Here is a 16,304-nt window from a genome sequence, read left to right on the forward strand (position 1 = left end):
GCGCGGGCTGTTCACCCCCACAGCAGACCCCATGGGCCTGTGGCACCGATAGGGGGTGCGCTGTGGCGGCGGCCCGTGAAGGTGTGGCACTACGTGGCGGGCTGTGGCGCACTGAAGGCAGGTGATGCCAGCTCAGTCCGTTGCCTCGCTGTGAGGCAGGCGGCCGTCCGACGTGTGAGGGCTCTCCGGGGCTGGGCGGCGGATCAGCGCGCGGTGCAGCCGGGGATCGTCCAACGCGTTGACGGCAATGTGGCAGGGCAGCATCCCTGCCGAGCTTTGGGGGACGCCGACGACATACAGTCCTGCCGCGTACGCGGCAGTGGCTCCGGTGGCGGAGTCCTCGAGGGCCCATGTCTGGGCCGGGGGTGAGGCGAGTACCTCGCAGGCAGCGAGATAGATCTCTGGCTGCGGCTTCGGGGATCTGACCATGTCGCCTCCGATGATGACAAGGTCAGCCAGGTCGAAGAACCTCTGCAAGTGGGCCCGCACCACGTCGGTGGGGGCATTGGAGGCAACAGCCAGAGGGCGGGTACCGGACAGCTCGGCAACCAAGTCGACCGCGCCGGGCATGGGAGCGATGACCTCCTCGAGATGGCTTTCCATCAAGTCGAGAGCCTGGCTCGCGAGGACGGCGGCCGGCAGGACCTGGTGCAGCAGCTCGGACAGGACCCGCCCGACCGCTTCGAGTCCGAGGCCCCTGAGCCGGTTGCGGCCGGCAGGGTCGAGCTGGGCGCCGTGCCGAGTGAACAACGACTCGTATGCAAGGTCCCAGGCCCGTTCCGTGGTGATCAGGAGACCGTCGCAGTCGAAGACGACGGCGGATCGTGGGCCAGGAGCGACACGGCTCTGAGCAGGGTGCTGCATCGTCTGTCCATCCTCTTCTTCTTTGCCGACCAGCGCGCCAGCACGGCGTCGTGGCGTATGAGCCCACCGGAGTCAAAACCGCTGCGGACCGAACTGTTATGCGGCGTTTCGGGTAGCTCGGATCTGGTCTCGAAGCTCGTCGGTGAGCCGGTGGCCAGGGAATCGCCGGCGCAGGTCGAGGTGGAGTTGGTGAGCGCGGTCGAGGATGACGTCGACGACGCGAGGCCCGGCAAGGGCTTCCCGGCCCGTGAGGACAGCCCCCTCCAAATCGCCCAGGGCGGCACGGGCCAGAGCCAGATCGAGCTCGGCCAGGGCCAGACGTGTGGGCGCAGCCGCCGGCGCGACCATCGAACGGTAGAGACCGATGGCGGCTATCGCCGCGTCGTGAGCCTCCCTCGGATGTCCCAGCCAAAGGAACGAGGAGGCGTTGAACGACTCGACTGCCGCGCTGTCGAACCCGAAGAGCCCACTCCAGGACGGGGGAAGGTCCGGACGGCACTCGTCGACACGCTGCGCAGCTTCGCGATAGCCATCTCCGTTGCCCAGGCGAGCGTGGACCCGGGCCAATTGGGCCGTGAGCCGGTGCACGGCCTTGCTCTGGCGGGGGGCTATGGCCAACCCGCGGGTTGCGGCGGCGAGTGCGTCCAACGGCTTCCCGTTGTAGAGGGCATCAGTGGCCAGAACGTCTTCTGCCCATGCGGTTACTTCGGGTGCGTCGGCCTGCTGCCCGTGGGCACTCGCGTCGGCGGCGAAGGCCGCCACAGCATCGTGATCCCCTGTGTCGTGTGCGATCCAGGCGAGGACCACCGACAGCCATCCGGCGTGCTGGGCGATCTCCCGGCCTTCACGCAGGGTGTGGCGACGGTGGTGGAGCAGAACGTGGGCCTTCTGCCGGTGCCCCATGGCCGACTCCCACAACTCACCTGGAGGACGCGTGGGGTAGGTGGCGGTGAGTTCGTGAACGGCCAGATCAAGATCGGCGACGTCTGACGAGGCCAGCTCCGACGACGTGGCATGTCGCGCAAACGTGTTGGCGACATCCACCGCGCCAAGGCCGACGGGCACGGACGAAGCGCTCGGCAACCCCAGGTCAGAAGGCTTGACGACGCAACCACGAAGTCGGGCGACTGTCTGCGCGAGGAGCTCCGGGAGTGGCCCCTGAGGGACCTGTCCGTCGTTGATCCAGTGGCCGACGCGTGTGCGGTCGGGCCGTAGATCGGGACGCCCGCTCTCCTTCGCGGTCAGCCACAGCTCGCGGGCAAACTCTGCGTAACTCAGGCCAGTTTGTTGCACCCACCACGCAAACTTCTCGTTGCGGCGCTGCGCCGGTATCTGCGGACTCATTGGGTCCATATCTCTTGAGCGAGCGGCCACGCGTCTGGATGGCCGAACTCGCGGGCGGTCGGGATGCGCGGGGTTGGGACCTGCCAGAGCGATGGAGGTAACTTTTCAGCGGCCTGCGTACGGAAGAGGTCCGTCCCGAAGTGAAGTCCGGCGGATTCCTGCATCGCCGTCCGCTCACTGGGCTGGTCTCGAAGGTCGAAGGGCGAGTGCGGCCGTGCGGTGGAGGGGCGGCGGACGCGGAGCCGATGCTCGCGTCCGCGGCCGCCGCCTGGCACCAGTAGGCCTGCGGCGGGCAGGATGAGGCATCAGTGAGCAGCGCTCACTCATGGCAGGTGTCAACTCCGGCTGAGAGGACGGCTGATGGAGAGCACGCGGGGGGCGTCGTTCGCGGCGGAGGTCAAGCGGTTCAGGACCATTCGCAGCCTGTCGAAGGCCGCTCTGGCCCGCCGTCTTTCGGTAGACCCGTCTTATGTGAGCCACCTTGAGGGAGGCCGTGAGCGCGGCTCCTCCCAGCTCGCCCGCCGGCTCGACACCGTCCTCGACGCCGGTGGAGCGGTGTGGCGGGCCTGGCAGGACGAGCCCAGCGCAACCAGTCCCCGATCCGAGAAGCCGGACAGCCCGGCCGCGGCCCTCCTCGTCCTGGAGGACGACGCCGCCCTCACCTTCGACGGAACCACCTACCACCTGCGGATGCGCCGCTGGCTGCACAACACCGGCACCGAACCGGTCACCCGCTACCTGGCGCGCATCGCCGTCGACCGCCACCCGGGCGAGCCCGAACGCTCCAACGAGCTCTACCGCAGCCGCCCCCTGACCTTCGACGAACTGCAGCTCACCGCACACTGCGGCGACGAGCCGATGACGTGGACGGTCAAACACGACAGGGACGCGTTCAAAGAGGTCTGGCTGGAGTTCGCGAACGCCCGGACCCGGTTCCCCCTGTACCCCGGGCAGGAAACCGAGATCACCTACACCTACAGCGTCAGCGAAGCCCTCTGGGGCCGCTGGTTCCAGAGGGCGGTACGCCTGCCCACCCGCGAACTCAGCGTCAGCCTCACCTTCCCCGCCGCACTCCAGCCCACCGTATGGGGAACCGAATCCTCGCTGACCGCGACCTTCGCGCCCCTGCGCACCCCGGCGGAAAGGACCGAGCAAGGAGAGCTGGCCGTCTTCACTTGGACCACCCTTGACCCGCCGCTGCACACGCGATTCCGTCTCGAGTGGAACCTGAGGACCGACACACCCGAAGAGAGCGAGCCCGTGCCCACACCCAGCACCCTCATGACCCAGGCCGGCATCGTCCAGGAAGGCGACCCCCTCCTCGCGAGCACCGCCCAGCCCTTCGACCTGCCCTCCGAAGCAGAAGAGGCCCACACCGTCGTCCGAAAGCTGAAGGAAGGCATCGCCCGGGTGCGCGCCCTGCACACCTTCGGGAAAGGCATGGGCCTCGCCGCGCCACAGATCAACATCGGACGAGCCGCCGCCGTCGTCGTTCCACCAGACGCAGGCGCCGAGCCCATCATCCTGCTCAACCCGACCATCGCCGAGGCCTCCGCGGAACTGGACCGCCAGTACGAGGGATGCCTCAGCTACTTCGACGTCCGCGGTCTCGTACCCCGCCCGCTGAGCGTCGTCATCGCCCACACGGACCTCGACGGCACACCCCGGCTGACACGCTTCGACCACGGCCTGGCCCGCCTCGTGCTGCACGAGGTCGATCACCTGCACGGAGTGCTGTACCGCGACCGGATGGACCCGGACACGGAGCCCATCACGGTCGACGAATACCGCGGCACTGGAGAGAACTGGACGTACTCGTAGGCCTGAGCGGGGACGGCCGCCCGTGGGCAAGGCAGGAACCTTGATCCAGCCGGCGATGCAGGCTGTGGCCGCCCGTTCGTCGCTGTTCTTCAGGCTTCCCCCAGGACCAGTCACGCGGAGCTCCCCACGTTGCTCGCCGGGATGGCTTTGGACGACCCTGTTCTGTCCGGCGCCTGGGCGGGTGGGCCGGGTGGGCCGGCCAGTGTGAGCGGCAGCAGTTGCCAGCCGTGGCTGAGCCCCACCAGGTGGACCGGATCGACCGCGCGTGAGCGCCGGGTCAGCGCGGTGACGTTGCCGTGGACGTCGGCGCGGGGGATACCGGCCGCGTGCGCGATGTCGCGGACGCGCGTGTGCCGTGCGATCGCCCCCAGCAGCAAAAGCTCGGCGAACGTCAGCTGGGGTGCCGGAATCCGCCAGAAGCTCGTCGGCGGCTGGACCCCGCCTGCTGTCAGGAGGACATCGGCGAGCACGGCCCGGGAGACGCCGACGACGCCGAATCGCCGACGGATGCGTCGGACGTGCGTCGCGATCGTGTTCTCGCCGAGGTGCAGTTCCAGGGCGATCCTGCTGTTCGACCACCCATAGGGGATGTACTGGGCAACCCGAAGCTCGGCTTCGGACAGCTGCGGGGTGATGGTCATATCGGTCCCGATCAGCGCGTTGGAAGGTGAGAGCGAACGCTCTTGGCCAGGTGACCGGTCGGCGTCGGCATTGTCTTGTGGTGCTCAGAGCCGGAGCCGGACGTTCACGCTGGATCCCGGTACAGGGGACAACGTGGGAGCAGGGGTCGGAGCGCGGGTGGCTCGCCACCCGGACAGCAGTTCTCGAGAGGTGCCGTCGGTCGGTTGTGCGAACTGCCTCCGGAGCAGCGGCATGAGCTCCGTGGTGCATTCACCGACGTCGTCCCATAGCGCCAGCGGGTCCAAGGGATCCCGAAGCCACTGCCCGTCGCGTTCGACGAAGTACCAGTGCGCGATGATCTCCTGGCCCACGCTGGCCACGACCCACCGATTCCCCACCCGGCCGGCCCGGATGACCCACTCGTGCGCGCTGTCCGCGGCGATCTCCCGGTCCCGCTGGGCGCGGACCGTGTCGGGGATCTCCGTTGCCGCCTGAACGACCTCGACCGTCGGCGGGCAGGAGGGTAGAGCGGATACCGCAGTGGTGTAGGACGTAAGGCCCGCGAAAAGAGGGCGCCGCTCACCGTTGTGGGTCAGGGTCGGCTGCCATTGCGTCGTCCACCCGCCGCTGCGCTTGCGTGACCAGACCAGCAGGAGTTCCCAGCTGCCGACTTTGTGGCGTAACTGGATCCGGCCACGGTGGGGCTTCTCAAGCGTTGGGGCGACGCCCGTGGCTTCAGCGAAGCGCTGCGCCACGTATCGGATGTAGGGCGGGGCGAAGGGCAGGTCGGCGGCCGGGCCGGTGTCGTTGGTGCTCCCGGGGGCGTCAGAGCCTGGTGACGGACCGTTGTGCGGCATGGGTACCTCGATGGATCCCGAAGCTGTCGGATGGGGCGAACTGAGCGCGGCCGCGGTCACTGCGGCAACGCGGTAGGGCGAGGTCGTATCTCCCGCCGGGTATCCGGCGGTGGCACCTGCTCCCCGCAGGGGCGCTTCATGACGCTCCGTGGGCCCACCGGGGCTTGACTCCGGCCAGCAGCCGTGCGCGGGCTGCATCCAGGAAGGCGCGGCTTTCCCCCGGCGGCTTGGCGTGCTCCATCGCCCGGTCCAGCATCAGCCGGCGCCGTTCTCCTCGCTCAAGCCCGGTGTAGGTGAAGGCGTTCTCCCGCCACAGGGTTGAGGACGGGGCCAGCGTGTACTCGGTGAGGTCGCTGACGGGCATGGCGAAGGGGCTGTCCAGCGCGAGCACCCGGACGGTGATGTGGGCAAGGGTGTCGAGGTGGAGGAGGTAGCCGAGCTGGTCGGCGACGACCTGGGGGTTTCCTCGGCCTCGGTCCAGGGCGGCTTCATCGAGGATGAGGTCCCAGGTGCAGCCGTGGCTGTCCTCGGCGCGGGGCACCGTGACGGGCGGCATCGGGCCGGAGGGCGATCCGACGGGATCAGCGATGTCGGTGATCGGGACCAGCGCCGCGTACGCGAGGGTCTGGAAGGGGTCGGGGATCCGGTCGAGTGCGAAGGCTCTGATGCGGGTCGCGGCATGCTGCGCGGACCAGGCCCGGTCGAAGTTCCCCGGAAGGGTGTCGGAGAAGATCTCCTGGATTCCTTCCGAATCGTGCAGCAGGTGTTCCACCGCTGCCTGGTGTGTCCGTTCGTGCAGGCCCAGTTGGTCAAGGAGCCTGCGGAGCCGGGTGGAGGTGGCCAGGCGGGTGCTGCCGGCTTCCCAGCACTCCACGGCGAGCGGCGTGGTGACCAGGTCGCGGGCCAGGTCCCCCCGTGAGATGCCGCCGGCTTCACGTAGGGCGCGCAGGTACGCGCCGGCCAGCAGCCGGCCGGGGGAACGGTCCGGCTCCTGGCCCAGGAGGACGCCGACGGTGACGGGAGGCGAAGGCTTCGTCTTGGCGGCGGTGACCGCGGCGTAGGCGTGCGAGCCCGAACCCTGCTCCGTGGGTACGACGGTCGGTCGGCTGCGGGGCCTCTGCGTGTACTCGGCGCCCCACAGGCCGGTCGGCCGGACACCGGGGGGCAGGAGACTCCACGGCCCCAGGAGCTCGCGGAAGTGGTCGAGCGTCCGCGGCCGGAAGGCGATGCCGGCTTCCTTGTACAGGTCGATCACGGCGGTCATCGACTCCGGCGCCTCGTCCGGGGTGGCGTGGGTTACCGATACGGCGCTTCCGGCCGGCAAGAGGTCGTGGAGGGAGCGCATAACGGCGGCCGCTTCATCGTCGTCGATCCACGGCAGGACCTCGTGGAGGAGCACCGCGATGGGCCGGCTCAGGTCCAGGAGGTCAACGACGCCGTCCAGAAGCGCGGGGATGTCCCGGGCATCGGCGCGCACGGCCAGGGTTCCCTCCGGTTCGGCCAGCAGGGCCTTCGCATACCCGAACACGATGGGGTCGCTGTCGGCGTAGACGACCCGGACGTCCTCGCGGACCGAGCGGACGATGTTGTATGCGGTCGCCGCGCCGGCGCCCTTGATCCTGCGCTCCGCCGGGTATCCGCATCCGAGGTCGATGAACTGCCCGATGCCCAGTTCCCCGCCGAGAACCAGGCAGGCGCTCTCCAGGTGGCTGGTGTTGGTCTCCGCCGCGTTCCTCAGCCAGAGGGCCCGCTCCAGCAGGCTGCGGGCGACCTGCTGGTCGTGGGGGTAGGAGTTGCGTCCGCCCGCCAGGAAGTCGTAGACGCGGGCGGGCGCGGGCCGCCGCAGCGGTCCGGGCACTGTGGTTACCCGCTGCGGGGAAGAATCGCCGGTAGGGAGGTCAGCCATGAGCAGCTCCTTCGTGCGGGGCGAGGTGCCCGGGTTCGCTGCCGATGTCGCCGACGGCGAAGGTGTTCGCGATGGCCTCGGCCAGGGCGGGAGGATCCATCAGCCGCCCGCTGCCGTCCGGCGCGGCCTTCCAGTACCGGTCCTTCGAGGCGGGCCGGCCCGGCTGGGGGCACATCAGCGCTTCCGTCCTGTCGCGGCCGGTCAGCAGGACTCCGCCGGGGATGTCGCGCCCGTCCACGAGTGAGGTCGGAACCAGGAACGACCAGACGTGCGGCTGGGACAGGACCGGACCGGTCGCAATGGACCGCGCCTCGAGATAGCCGATGGCTCGGGCCGCACTGCCGGCCGGTACCCGCACGACGTGGAAGAGCGGGCCGATGGGGATGGGGACCGGCTTGCCGTCCGGCGGCCAGGGACTGCGACGGGGCGTGCGACGGGGGTAGGCGACGACCTTCGCGAGCCACGCTGCGCCGCTGGTCAGTGGGGTCGTCACCGGGCCTCCGTCACGGCCTGCGGCGCGGTGATGCTCGGGGCGGTCCGCGTGGTGCGGACGTAGATTCCCGGCCCGTAGGGCCCGTGGGGCCGACTGTGCAGGAGGCTGGCGCGGATCAGCGGTCGGCACGCGCGCCGTACCTGGTGGGAGGGCACGCGGAAGCGCAGCGCGAGCAGCTCCAGCGCCAGGGGCTGCCCGGGCCGGTACACGCCGGCTTCGATGCGCCGCCGGATCAGGCCCGTGATGCCCGTGTCGTCGGGGTGCGGCTGCTCGGGGCCCAGAACGAGGACGCCTCGGTTGGGAATGAGGGCGACGTCGCCTCGGCCATCGAGCCAGCGCAGCGCGGCCTGGACGTGCTCGTTGCTCAGGGACAGGAGGTGCGCGAGATACCGCACACTCTCCTGCTCCGTCGCGGGCTTGCCGGGCAACAGCTGGCCCGGACGGGAGTTGGCGGCCAGATGGCGGCGGACTCTCAGGTTCACCGCGGCCTGCTCCCTCGGTAAGGAGGTGGAGGACCGGGACTTGTGCATCGAACGTGCCTTCTTCTGAGTCGGAGCTTGCGTCGTGGACTGGGACACCAACGTGGGCGCGGTCACGCGCCTCCGTTCCTGGGACAGCGGTCGTCCTGCCGGGCCCTGCCGAGGTCACGCAGATGCGCGGTGAGGTCCCGGTCGACGGTGACGCCGTTGAGCTGGCGGACCATCTGGATCGCCACCATCCATCCGAGAGCTGGGGTCTCGTATTCCGCCATCCGGGTTCCGACCGCCTGAAGGCCTCGGGGTCCCAGTGCGTACTGCATGCCGAAGACGCCGTAGAGCACAGGCCGCCGTACCCACAAGGCGACGCAGCGGGTCAAGCGGGGGCATCGGGCAGCCGCGTCTTCCGCGTTACCCAGGCACACCGGCGGTGCCGCCTCCCGGACGCCCTCCAGATCCACGGCAGCCCCCGACTTGGGCCCGTCGGGAAGAACGAAGAGGTAGTCGCCCTCCTGGTTGCGTGCCGGCGCTCGCGCGCAGACCTGGCAGAGCAGATCGCGCATGAGGTGACGCTGGCGGTAGTAGTGAGGCAGGGCGTTGTGCACCGCCCCACCGCCCCTGGGGTCGCTGGTGATGCGCGCCCAGAGCCCACCCTCGCTGTCCCGGTCCTGCGCCCGCTCGTCGACGTAGCCCAAGGTCATGTCCGGCCGAAGCATCAACCGCGCCCGCACGGTCCGCTCGGTGGAGCGCCGCGCGATGTACGGCCACCGGACCGTTCCGAGTCCGGCAGCCTGGACGGCGAGGACATCGTGGCGGCGACTGTCGTGCTGGAGGGCTCGGACGGGGGGCGCCTCGCGGTGAGCGGGCATGGTGAGTCTCCGATGATCTACACAGAGCGGGGGTGGAAGCGTCTGGTGGAGGCCTTGACCACCTGGCCGGACAGAGCCTTGGCGAGCATGTCGGCGTGGGCCCTGCCTTGCCCGGGCGGCACGATCCAGTGGACGTCCGGTCCGGTGCGCGCGGTAGCGGGCGGTATGGAGATGAGGCGCCCGGTCGGCATGACCCGGCTGCCGGCCACCTTCCAGGTGGCCGAGGAGATGGCTTTCACCGGGAGGAGCCAGTACCAGACACCGGTGTAGGCGCTGGCGAGCACCGGCCCCTGGTGTCCCAGGCGGGCGTGGGCGGCGGCCGCAGGGCCGGCGGGGACCCTGACCGCGTGGAAGTCTTCACCGCAGCGCACCTGCTGGGTCGCGGCGAGCCATGACTCCGAGACATCCGTGTACGGATCCGGCCAGCTCATCGTCACGGTCGGGGACGGGCCGCTGTCACACAATGGGACGACGAGGCCTCGTCGGGGCTGCCCCCCGTGTCGGTCTTGGTAGTTGTACGCCACGTCTCCTCCAGGGACTGCAGGCGTTGCATGGGAAGTTCAGGGAGGTTGCCTCGCACCAGGGATGCGAGGGCTCGCAGAACTGGAACAAACAGCCTGGCCACGTAGCTCATGCCAGCCGACCCAGTCACGTGGTGCCCGAGCCGTGAGACATCGAGGTCGGGTTCCGTCGTCGCTGCATCACCCACTCCAGGCCGATAGGAGTGCTTCGGATTCGCGCGACGCCCCACCCCAGGTCCATCAGCGGACTGACCAGATGCCGGCCGGTGACTGGCATCTCCAAGACCCGCAGGTGCCAGTGCGCGGCATGGGAGTCGGCCCACGCGGTGAGCCAGCCCAGCGTCTGATGGCTGCCGGTCGTGATCCGGAGCTGCTCCAAGCGCAAGGCGGGCTTCTCCACGGCCACCCCCGACCCGCGAGCGGCCGCCTGGATATGGCGACGTGCAGTGAAGGCAGCGGTCAGCCGGCCGCCTGTGAGCAGCAGTCGGCCTGATGCCTGAGATCTGGCGCGGGTGTAGTCCTCGGGTCGGCCGCCGTCTCCAGTCTGCTGCAGGAAGCTGTCGAGGGCCGGGCGATCGGCGACCCGAGCAGGCACAACCTCGAACGAGGCGCCCCCAGGCAGCTCCGCCTCGGTGGAGACCATCGCGGCCAGCGAGGGAAGCTCTTGCGGCGCGCGAACATCGATCTGCTGCACACGGCCGTCAACACGCAGCACCTCCTGCCGAAGCACAGCCCTGCCGCGACCTCGGGCCTGTGCCAGCGGACAGTCCACGCGGAAAACGACCTCGCGGACCGCAGCCGGCCGACCGGACGCCCAGTGGGTCAGCCACGAGGCCATCAGCTCACACGGCAAGTCGCCCTCGCGCCCAGGATCAGTCACGAGCCCACGCACCAGGAGCTGCCCGACCCCGTCAGCGTTCAGACGTGCCTCGGCGTGGGCGGCAGCCGCGACCCAGTCCGACGAGGCATCGATCAGCAACCAGATCCCCGACGGTTGGCCCAGCTCCGCGCCATCCAGGCCGTCGGCGAGGACGCCCGCGTCCCGGCAGGACGCCAGGTCCAGACAGGCACGCCGATGCCTCATGATCAGGCTGCCCACCATGTGCCGGTCCTTGGAGTCCGCTGGCCGGACGAAGAACGGGGCGCTTTCCGGTTCAGGCCCCGCCACGCGGGTCAGCACGGGATGCCCGTACGAGCGGCAACGAAATGCTGGGCTGCATACCGCAAGATCAGGCCGCTGTCGGTCGGCGTGACCGGAAGGGGCTTCAGAGCGCAGGCCGCCCTCAAGCCGTTGACGGCCGTCTGATCGCGCACCGGGAACAGCCGCCACGTGCGCAAGTTGATGTGCGTGCCGATGACGACCCTGGTGGCGGGCCGACCGTCGAAGGCAGCCTGCGCTTCGGTCCCGGGCGGGCACAGTGCCCGTGCCAGATCGCTCGCTGTCATACGGCATTGGAGGGTGTTCACCGCACGGCCTCCCAGACGGCGCGGGAGAGGACACCGTCGTGGTCTGCCGGGATCAGGCGTACTGCGAGCGCGCCCAACCGATCTCGGATGCCCGTTCGGGTCCAGGGGTTGCCTTCGTCGCGGGGGTCGTCGGGCGGCAGGTGATCCAGGGACGGGACAATCAGGATCTGGATCTTCCGGTGCTCCGCCAGTTCGAGGACGGTGCGCAGGCCGGACCGGGCGTGACCGGCGTACGGAGCGATGTCCTGGTGGCGCGAGGGCTCCGCCGCACAGTACCGGCTGACCGTCGCGTCCATCGCGGCCTGGAGGCGCCCGCCCGAACCGGGCGGTACGACTGCGTAGGTCGCGGCGCGCGACCGCTCCTTGACGTGCGCTTCGCCCCTTGTGACCAGGGCCTGAACGTCGGCGGATCCCGTGAACCGCGGACTTGATACCGCAGCGATCAGCGCGCTTGTCTCCTGGGAGGCCGGCAGCGCCAGCAACCCCTCCAGCAGCGGCTCCAGGCGCCTGCCGAACAGAGCATCGGTGACCAGGCCCCTCCGGGGTGCGGTGACTTCGGAACGCATCGAGATCCAATCAGGGAACAGGGGGACGGCACAGCGAGCGGGCGTACGGGAGGAAGACGGTCAGGAGGCCAGGCGGCGGGCCCGGTGGAGGGCTATCTCCTCGGCCAGCGGCGGCAGACACATCTCGTTGCGCCGCTCATCCAGGGTTTCCAGGTCCGCGATGGGATACGGCCGGCCGAAGGCGGGGTTGAAGGCGGTGCCGTAGAGCTGCGGCTGGGCGAGGCGGACCAGGCACCAGTCGACGACGTAGGCCAGGTGGATCAGGGAGCACGACCCCTCCTCCTCGGCGGCGGTCTTGATCAGGTCCCGGCAGCGCAGCAGGAAGGCGAGGTCCGTGCCGTGGAGCAGGATCCGCAGCGCGGCTGCGGAAGCCTTCGCGCCGACGAGGTCCACGGTCGGCCAGCCATGGCGATCCACGATGCGCATCAGCTCGCGTTCGTGCCCCGCGCGGACGGCGGCTACCTCCAGGCGGCGGTTCGATGCACCCGGGAGGCTGGACGCCCACAGGGTCAGGGCCTCATCGCGTGCCGCCTGCGCGAGCAGCACCTCCGGCAGCGGCGGCATCGTGACCTCTGCCGACGTGCCGAGGGGGGCTGTCGGCGTCGCGGTGGTCAGGCTCATGCCGCCTTCACCGACATCCGGTGCGGGTCGCGAACGCCGCCGTCGGGGGTGAGGGCCCCAGTGTCCTCGAACGCCAGTACGCCGTTGCAGAGCAGGGACCAGCCCTGTTCCGGGTGGCTGGCCACACACCGCGCCTGCTGGGCGTCGGAGGCGGTACTGGGCGGGCAGGGCGGCTTGTGCTGACACATGGAAACTCCTCGGTCGAAGGGCCCTCGACGACTGCCGCAGGCACCCGGGTGAACAGCAGCAACGGGCAGGTGCATGAGAACGGTCCTCACGGCGTATCGCCGGCAAGGTCCAAGACTGCCTCTGCGGTTGCGGCGAGGAGGCGGAGATACCCCAGCTCGGATCCGGCAGATCCGCCCGTGCTGAGCAGCTGCTGCGCCCGAACGAGGGCGTCCTCCATCGCCGATTCCTCCGCCTGCCCCGACTCCACGGCCTTGCGGTGGATCACCAGCAGCCGGGCCGAGCACCTCACGAGCGTCCGCAGAACCTCCTGTAACTCCGTGATCAGCGGCGGAACCAGGTGGGCCGGGGGAGCCGAGGGTCCGGTCGCCAAATCCAAGACGTCCCAGGTGCGGGGGGCTTCGGATACGGCGGTCAGTTCCCGGGCGAGGGCAAGACTGCTGATGAAGAGGCGGAAGTCCTGCGGCGGACTCGGCGGTGCGGGGGCGGCAACGGGCACGGCGACTCCTCGGCGGGACGGCACGGACGGGTCGGGCCCGCGCGTGCTGGGGATAGGGGGCTATAAGGAGGGCGTGCTGGCCATGGCGGTCCGTAGGAGCGGCATGAGGGCGGCGCCGTCGCTGAAGGTGACCGACTTGGGCTCGGCGGGCGTCCACGGCCAGGTGTCCCAGCGCGCTCCCCCCGACGGCGGGAGTGCGATGCGGCCGCCCGGGCCGGACTCACACTGGACGCCAGCCACCCCCACCAGAGAGGCCGCGGTCCCAGGAGCAACGAGCAGCACCTTTTCGCCGCTCCCGTACGCAAGGGAGGGGATGGGGGGGAGGCTCTGTTCGCGGCGGTCGGCCAGAACGAGAAGATCCGAGCCGAGGCTTGCCGGCACGATGACGGCATCGAATGCGGAGCAGGTCGTCTGCAGCCCGAGGCCCGGAGCCTCGCGCATCAGGGCGATGGCTCGGCGGGCGGAGACGATGTCGCTCCCCACGATCAGCGGCCAGTCAAGCACCTCTTCGTAGGCAGTCAGAAGGCCCGCGACGTTCCTGCTGATCGGCGGCCAGTGGGAGGTTCGAAGCGAAGTCACAGCGTCCCTCCCTTCGTCGCCGGTGTCGCGGTCGCGTGGATCGGCTGCTCAGCGGCGTTAAGGAGGGCGGCAACCTGCCGCAGCACGACCCGCTGAGTCTCGGCGAACGCCGTTCCCGCCAACTGCGGATGCAGAAGTGTGCCCGCGCTGCTCTCGGTGACAGGGCGGGGTCCAGCCGCCATCGCGAGCAGGCGCACAGGGGCGGTGTGGAGGGCTTCCTCATCCCGGGCCGCGAGTCGCTGCGCGGCCTCGGCGTACGCCTCATTCCGGCCTCGGGTAGCCGCCCTGCGTCTCACCCGGCCGAGGATGGCACCCGCAACGCACGCCGTGCCCACGGTCGGCGACAGCGCCAGGACGAGGCTGGTCAGCTCGATCACGTGAACTTCTCGCGGGGAAACGGACGGCGGCCGGGATGTGGCTTGCGATCGGCCCTGATGGTGGAATGCCCGTCCGGATTCCCACCCCCTCAAGGGAGTTGGGCAATACGGTGGGTTGCAGAAAGCAAACCGTGAGCCGGGCTGCCAGGGCAGGGCCCGGTGCTGACCAACCCGAACAAACCCAACAAAGATCATTTCGGAGTGAAGGGGGTCACCGTGGCCCGTGAACGAAACAGGCTGCTGGCCTCGGTGATCGCGGAAACCGCCTGGTCTCAAAGGCAGCTGGCCGCTGCAGTCGCGCGGGTGGCAACCGAGACGGGAGCCAGCGAACTCGCCGCCGTGCGCCAGTCGCACGTGACGATGTGGGTCAACGGCACGCGCCCCGAACCACGAACGGCCCTTATCTTGTGCGAGACGCTCTCGCGCCGCCTGAGCCGCACCGTCACCCCGGCACACATCGGACTCACTCCGCCTGCCGACGAGGAGGACACCCGGCCGGCATGGGACATCGACACGGCCACCGCACTGGCAGATTTCGGGGACAGCATGACGATGAACCGGCGCACCGCGCTGACCGCCACCGCGTACTCGGCGGCGGGTGCGGCCCTGCCCCCGCCCGCCTGGTGGGAGGAGACCCGCGACAGCGCCCGCACCCAGCCACCCCGGACCCGTCTGACCGTCACAGTCGGCCACGTAGCCGCCGTACGGGACGCCGGACGCTTCTACTCTGGTCAGGACCAGCGGCTCGGCGGCGGCGCCGGGCGCACCGCACTCGCCGCCTACCTGCGCACGGACGCTGCCGCCTACCTCGCCGCCCGATTCCCCTCCGAGCACGTGCGCCGCGACTTGCTCACCGCAGCCGCCGAGCTGGTCTACCTCGCCGGATGGACCAGCTTCGACATCGGCGAGCACGCAGTGGCCCAGCGACAATTCGGCGTCGCCCTGCGCTTGGCCGCCGAAGCCGACGCACCCGCCCTGGCCGGACACATCTTGCGGGCCGCCGCACACCAGGCCGTCGACCTTGGTCATCCCCGAAGGGCGCTGGAACTCGCTGAGGGATCCATGGCCGAGCGCCGCTACAAACTCGCCACCCCTCGCGAGCGTGCCCTCCTGGGTGTGGTCCACGCACGGGCCCTGGCCATCAGCGGCCAGAAGAAGGAGGCACTGACCGCGCTGACCCGCGCGAGCACCGACCTGGCCGCCGCGGGTCCCGGGATCGAGGAGCCCGACCGGGTCGGGTTCTTCGGTGAAGCATCCCTGGCCCACGAGAGCGCTTGCACCCTGCGAGACCTGGGCGACCTCAAAGGCGCCGAAACCGCCTTCCGCCACAGCGTCCGAACCCGCGGCCTTCCCTACGCCCGGACCTTCTCCGTCACGTTGGGATACCTGGGTCAGGTCCAAGTCGGACAGGGCCACCTCGACGACGCCTGCGGAACCTGGAATCGGGCCCTGGACGCGATGGCCGGCATCCGCTCCGGCCGCGCCCGGGACACCGTGGTCCAGATGCGCCGCTCCCTCTCCCCGGTCAAGGGCCGGGGCGGCAGTACCGCCGCCGACCTCGACCAGCGGGCCCGCGAGTTCCTCGCCCACGTAGTCTGATCCGGCCGCCACGGCACCAAGCCGCCGGAGCCGTACTCCGGCCGGACCGATCAGGGGGACCTCGTGTCCGAGCAGACCTTCACCTACACGCCCGTCGCCACGGTCATCGGCGGCCACACCACGCCCCTGGACGACTACCAGGGCGGCACCAAGGCCATCATCCGCCTCAACGCCGACTTTCCCGAAGAAGTCCTCCAAGGTATCGAGGAGTTCTCTCACCTTGTGGTCACGTGGCCGTTCACTCTGGCCTCGCCTAGCGACGTGGAACTTCACGCCCGCAGCCCCCGAGGTAACCCGCGCTGGCCCGCGACCGGAACGTTCGTCCACCGCAACCACCGGCGTCCGGCGCAGCTCGCCACATCCTTCCCCCGCCTGCTGGGAGTGGACGGACTGGACCTGCACGTCACCGACCTCGACGCCGTAGACGGCACCCCGGTAATCGACCTCGCCCCGTACTTCCCACAGATGGGCCCGCGGGGCCTGGTCACTGTCCCGGCCTGGCCTGGCGAGATGCTCACCCACTACTGGGACGACCACACCGACCGCCCCTCGTAGCAGCTGCACGGCAGCCCTCGTGTCCCACCGCTGCCCCGCCAGATCGCCGTACAGGTGGCCGGCCAGGACGGGGAGGGCGTCGG

Annotated in this window: 20 protein-coding genes; 3 read left to right on the plus strand and 17 right to left on the minus strand. The window is 69.9% G+C overall.

The genetic code is table 11. From position 1 onward, the window contains the following. Positions 1–132: 132 nt before the first annotated feature. Positions 133–864, minus strand: a complete 732-nt coding sequence (locus BX286_RS31705) for an HAD family phosphatase (RefSeq protein ID WP_121017109.1) — start codon at positions 862–864, stop codon at positions 133–135. Between the two features lie 96 nt (positions 865–960). Next, positions 961–2,208 carry a hypothetical protein gene (locus BX286_RS31710; RefSeq protein ID WP_121017111.1) on the minus strand — a complete coding sequence of 416 codons (1,248 nt, stop codon included), beginning with the start codon at positions 2,206–2,208 and terminating at the stop codon, positions 961–963. A 360-nt stretch (positions 2,209–2,568) separates the two neighbouring features. On the opposite strand from BX286_RS31710, the gene BX286_RS31715 reads away from it, so the two are divergent. Further along, the gene (locus BX286_RS31715; RefSeq protein ID WP_121017112.1) at positions 2,569–4,029 is read left to right on the plus strand and encodes a peptide deformylase; all 1,461 of its coding nucleotides are present in this window, start codon (positions 2,569–2,571) and stop codon (positions 4,027–4,029) included. Positions 4,030–4,139: 110 nt separating this feature from the next. Here BX286_RS31715 and BX286_RS31720 read toward each other — a convergent pair whose 3' ends face one another. The 15 genes from BX286_RS31720 to BX286_RS31790 form a co-directional block, all read right to left on the minus strand. Further along, positions 4,140–4,670: a helix-turn-helix transcriptional regulator gene (locus tag BX286_RS31720; protein ID WP_121017114.1), complete on the minus strand. Its 531-nt coding sequence runs from the start codon at positions 4,668–4,670 to the stop codon at positions 4,140–4,142. Between the two features lie 84 nt (positions 4,671–4,754). Then, positions 4,755–5,405, minus strand: a complete 651-nt coding sequence (locus tag BX286_RS31725; RefSeq protein ID WP_148710309.1) for a hypothetical protein — start codon at positions 5,403–5,405, stop codon at positions 4,755–4,757. A 238-nt stretch (positions 5,406–5,643) separates the two neighbouring features. Then, the gene (locus BX286_RS31730) at positions 5,644–7,413 is read right to left on the minus strand and encodes a Scr1 family TA system antitoxin-like transcriptional regulator (RefSeq protein ID WP_121017117.1); all 1,770 of its coding nucleotides are present in this window, start codon (positions 7,411–7,413) and stop codon (positions 5,644–5,646) included. After that, positions 7,406–7,906, minus strand: coding sequence for a hypothetical protein (locus BX286_RS31735; RefSeq protein WP_121017119.1), 501 nt, complete (start codon positions 7,904–7,906; stop codon positions 7,406–7,408). The genes BX286_RS31730 and BX286_RS31735 overlap by 8 nt, the downstream gene beginning before the upstream one ends. Beyond that, the gene (locus tag BX286_RS31740) at positions 7,903–8,388 is read right to left on the minus strand and encodes a GntR family transcriptional regulator (protein ID WP_187344235.1); all 486 of its coding nucleotides are present in this window, start codon (positions 8,386–8,388) and stop codon (positions 7,903–7,905) included. The genes BX286_RS31735 and BX286_RS31740 overlap by 4 nt, the downstream gene beginning before the upstream one ends. A gap of 110 nt (positions 8,389–8,498) precedes the next feature. Beyond that, complete coding sequence (locus tag BX286_RS31745; protein ID WP_148710311.1) at positions 8,499–9,083, minus strand: hypothetical protein; 585 nt, start codon at positions 9,081–9,083, stop codon at positions 8,499–8,501. A 185-nt stretch (positions 9,084–9,268) separates the two neighbouring features. After that, positions 9,269–9,682 (minus strand): hypothetical protein, encoded by a 414-nt coding sequence (locus BX286_RS31750; protein ID WP_121017123.1) that lies wholly within the window; start codon positions 9,680–9,682, stop codon positions 9,269–9,271. Between the two features lie 217 nt (positions 9,683–9,899). Then, entirely contained in the window at positions 9,900–10,952 is a 1,053-nt protein-coding gene (locus BX286_RS31755) for a hypothetical protein (protein ID WP_148710312.1), read from the minus strand. Then, positions 10,946–11,218, minus strand: a complete 273-nt coding sequence (locus BX286_RS31760; RefSeq protein ID WP_148710313.1) for a hypothetical protein — start codon at positions 11,216–11,218, stop codon at positions 10,946–10,948. Before BX286_RS31760 ends, BX286_RS31755 begins: the two co-directional genes overlap by 7 nt. Positions 11,219–11,235: 17 nt before the next feature. Next, positions 11,236–11,805: a hypothetical protein gene (locus BX286_RS31765; protein ID WP_121017127.1), complete on the minus strand. Its 570-nt coding sequence runs from the start codon at positions 11,803–11,805 to the stop codon at positions 11,236–11,238. A gap of 60 nt (positions 11,806–11,865) precedes the next feature. Then, positions 11,866–12,426 carry a DUF6624 domain-containing protein gene (locus BX286_RS31770; RefSeq protein WP_121017128.1) on the minus strand — a complete coding sequence of 187 codons (561 nt, stop codon included), beginning with the start codon at positions 12,424–12,426 and terminating at the stop codon, positions 11,866–11,868. Beyond that, a complete protein-coding gene (locus BX286_RS31775; RefSeq protein WP_121017129.1) occupies positions 12,423–12,614 on the minus strand; it encodes a DUF5999 family protein in 192 nt (63 codons plus the stop codon). Before BX286_RS31775 ends, BX286_RS31770 begins: the two co-directional genes overlap by 4 nt. An 86-nt stretch (positions 12,615–12,700) precedes the next feature. Further along, positions 12,701–13,111: a hypothetical protein gene (locus BX286_RS31780; protein WP_121017130.1), complete on the minus strand. Its 411-nt coding sequence runs from the start codon at positions 13,109–13,111 to the stop codon at positions 12,701–12,703. A 60-nt stretch (positions 13,112–13,171) separates the two neighbouring features. After that, on the minus strand, positions 13,172–13,690 hold the full coding sequence (locus BX286_RS31785; protein WP_121017131.1) for a hypothetical protein: 519 nt from the start codon (positions 13,688–13,690) through the stop codon (positions 13,172–13,174). After that, the gene (locus BX286_RS31790; RefSeq protein ID WP_121017133.1) at positions 13,687–14,067 is read right to left on the minus strand and encodes a hypothetical protein; all 381 of its coding nucleotides are present in this window, start codon (positions 14,065–14,067) and stop codon (positions 13,687–13,689) included. Before BX286_RS31790 ends, BX286_RS31785 begins: the two co-directional genes overlap by 4 nt. A 216-nt stretch (positions 14,068–14,283) precedes the next feature. On the opposite strand from BX286_RS31790, the gene BX286_RS36180 reads away from it, so the two are divergent. Continuing rightward, positions 14,284–15,666 carry a Tat pathway signal protein gene (locus tag BX286_RS36180; RefSeq protein WP_148710314.1) on the plus strand — a complete coding sequence of 461 codons (1,383 nt, stop codon included), beginning with the start codon at positions 14,284–14,286 and terminating at the stop codon, positions 15,664–15,666. 63 nt (positions 15,667–15,729) lie between these two features. Then, on the plus strand, positions 15,730–16,221 hold the full coding sequence (locus BX286_RS31805) for a TrmO family methyltransferase (RefSeq protein ID WP_121017136.1): 492 nt from the start codon (positions 15,730–15,732) through the stop codon (positions 16,219–16,221). The last annotated feature ends 83 nt before the right edge of the window (positions 16,222–16,304 follow it).

Origin of the sequence: Streptomyces sp. 3211.6, from assembly GCF_003634815.1 — a bacterium.
Taxonomy (GTDB): Bacteria; Actinomycetota; Actinomycetes; order Streptomycetales; family Streptomycetaceae; genus Streptomyces; species Streptomyces katrae_A.

Excerpts from the sequence above, each read along its gene's own strand:
- BX286_RS31715 (WP_121017112.1), top strand. The coding sequence starts at position 2,569 with ATGGAGAGCACGCGGGGGGCGTCGTTCGCGGCGGAGGTCAAGCGGTTC.
- BX286_RS31775 (WP_121017129.1), bottom strand. The coding sequence starts at position 12,614 with ATGTGTCAGCACAAGCCGCCCTGCCCGCCCAGTACCGCCTCCGACGCC.
- BX286_RS31710 (WP_121017111.1), bottom strand. The coding sequence starts at position 2,208 with ATGAGTCCGCAGATACCGGCGCAGCGCCGCAACGAGAAGTTTGCGTGG.
- BX286_RS31765 (WP_121017127.1), bottom strand. The coding sequence starts at position 11,805 with ATGCGTTCCGAAGTCACCGCACCCCGGAGGGGCCTGGTCACCGATGCT.
- BX286_RS31750 (WP_121017123.1), bottom strand. The coding sequence starts at position 9,682 with ATGAGCTGGCCGGATCCGTACACGGATGTCTCGGAGTCATGGCTCGCC.
- BX286_RS31705 (WP_121017109.1), bottom strand. The coding sequence starts at position 864 with ATGCAGCACCCTGCTCAGAGCCGTGTCGCTCCTGGCCCACGATCCGCC.
- BX286_RS31770 (WP_121017128.1), bottom strand. The coding sequence starts at position 12,426 with ATGAGCCTGACCACCGCGACGCCGACAGCCCCCCTCGGCACGTCGGCA.
- BX286_RS31760 (WP_148710313.1), bottom strand. The coding sequence starts at position 11,218 with ATGACAGCGAGCGATCTGGCACGGGCACTGTGCCCGCCCGGGACCGAA.
- BX286_RS31745 (WP_148710311.1), bottom strand. The coding sequence starts at position 9,083 with ATGACCTTGGGCTACGTCGACGAGCGGGCGCAGGACCGGGACAGCGAG.
- BX286_RS31720 (WP_121017114.1), bottom strand. The coding sequence starts at position 4,670 with ATGACCATCACCCCGCAGCTGTCCGAAGCCGAGCTTCGGGTTGCCCAG.
- BX286_RS31730 (WP_121017117.1), bottom strand. The coding sequence starts at position 7,413 with ATGGCTGACCTCCCTACCGGCGATTCTTCCCCGCAGCGGGTAACCACA.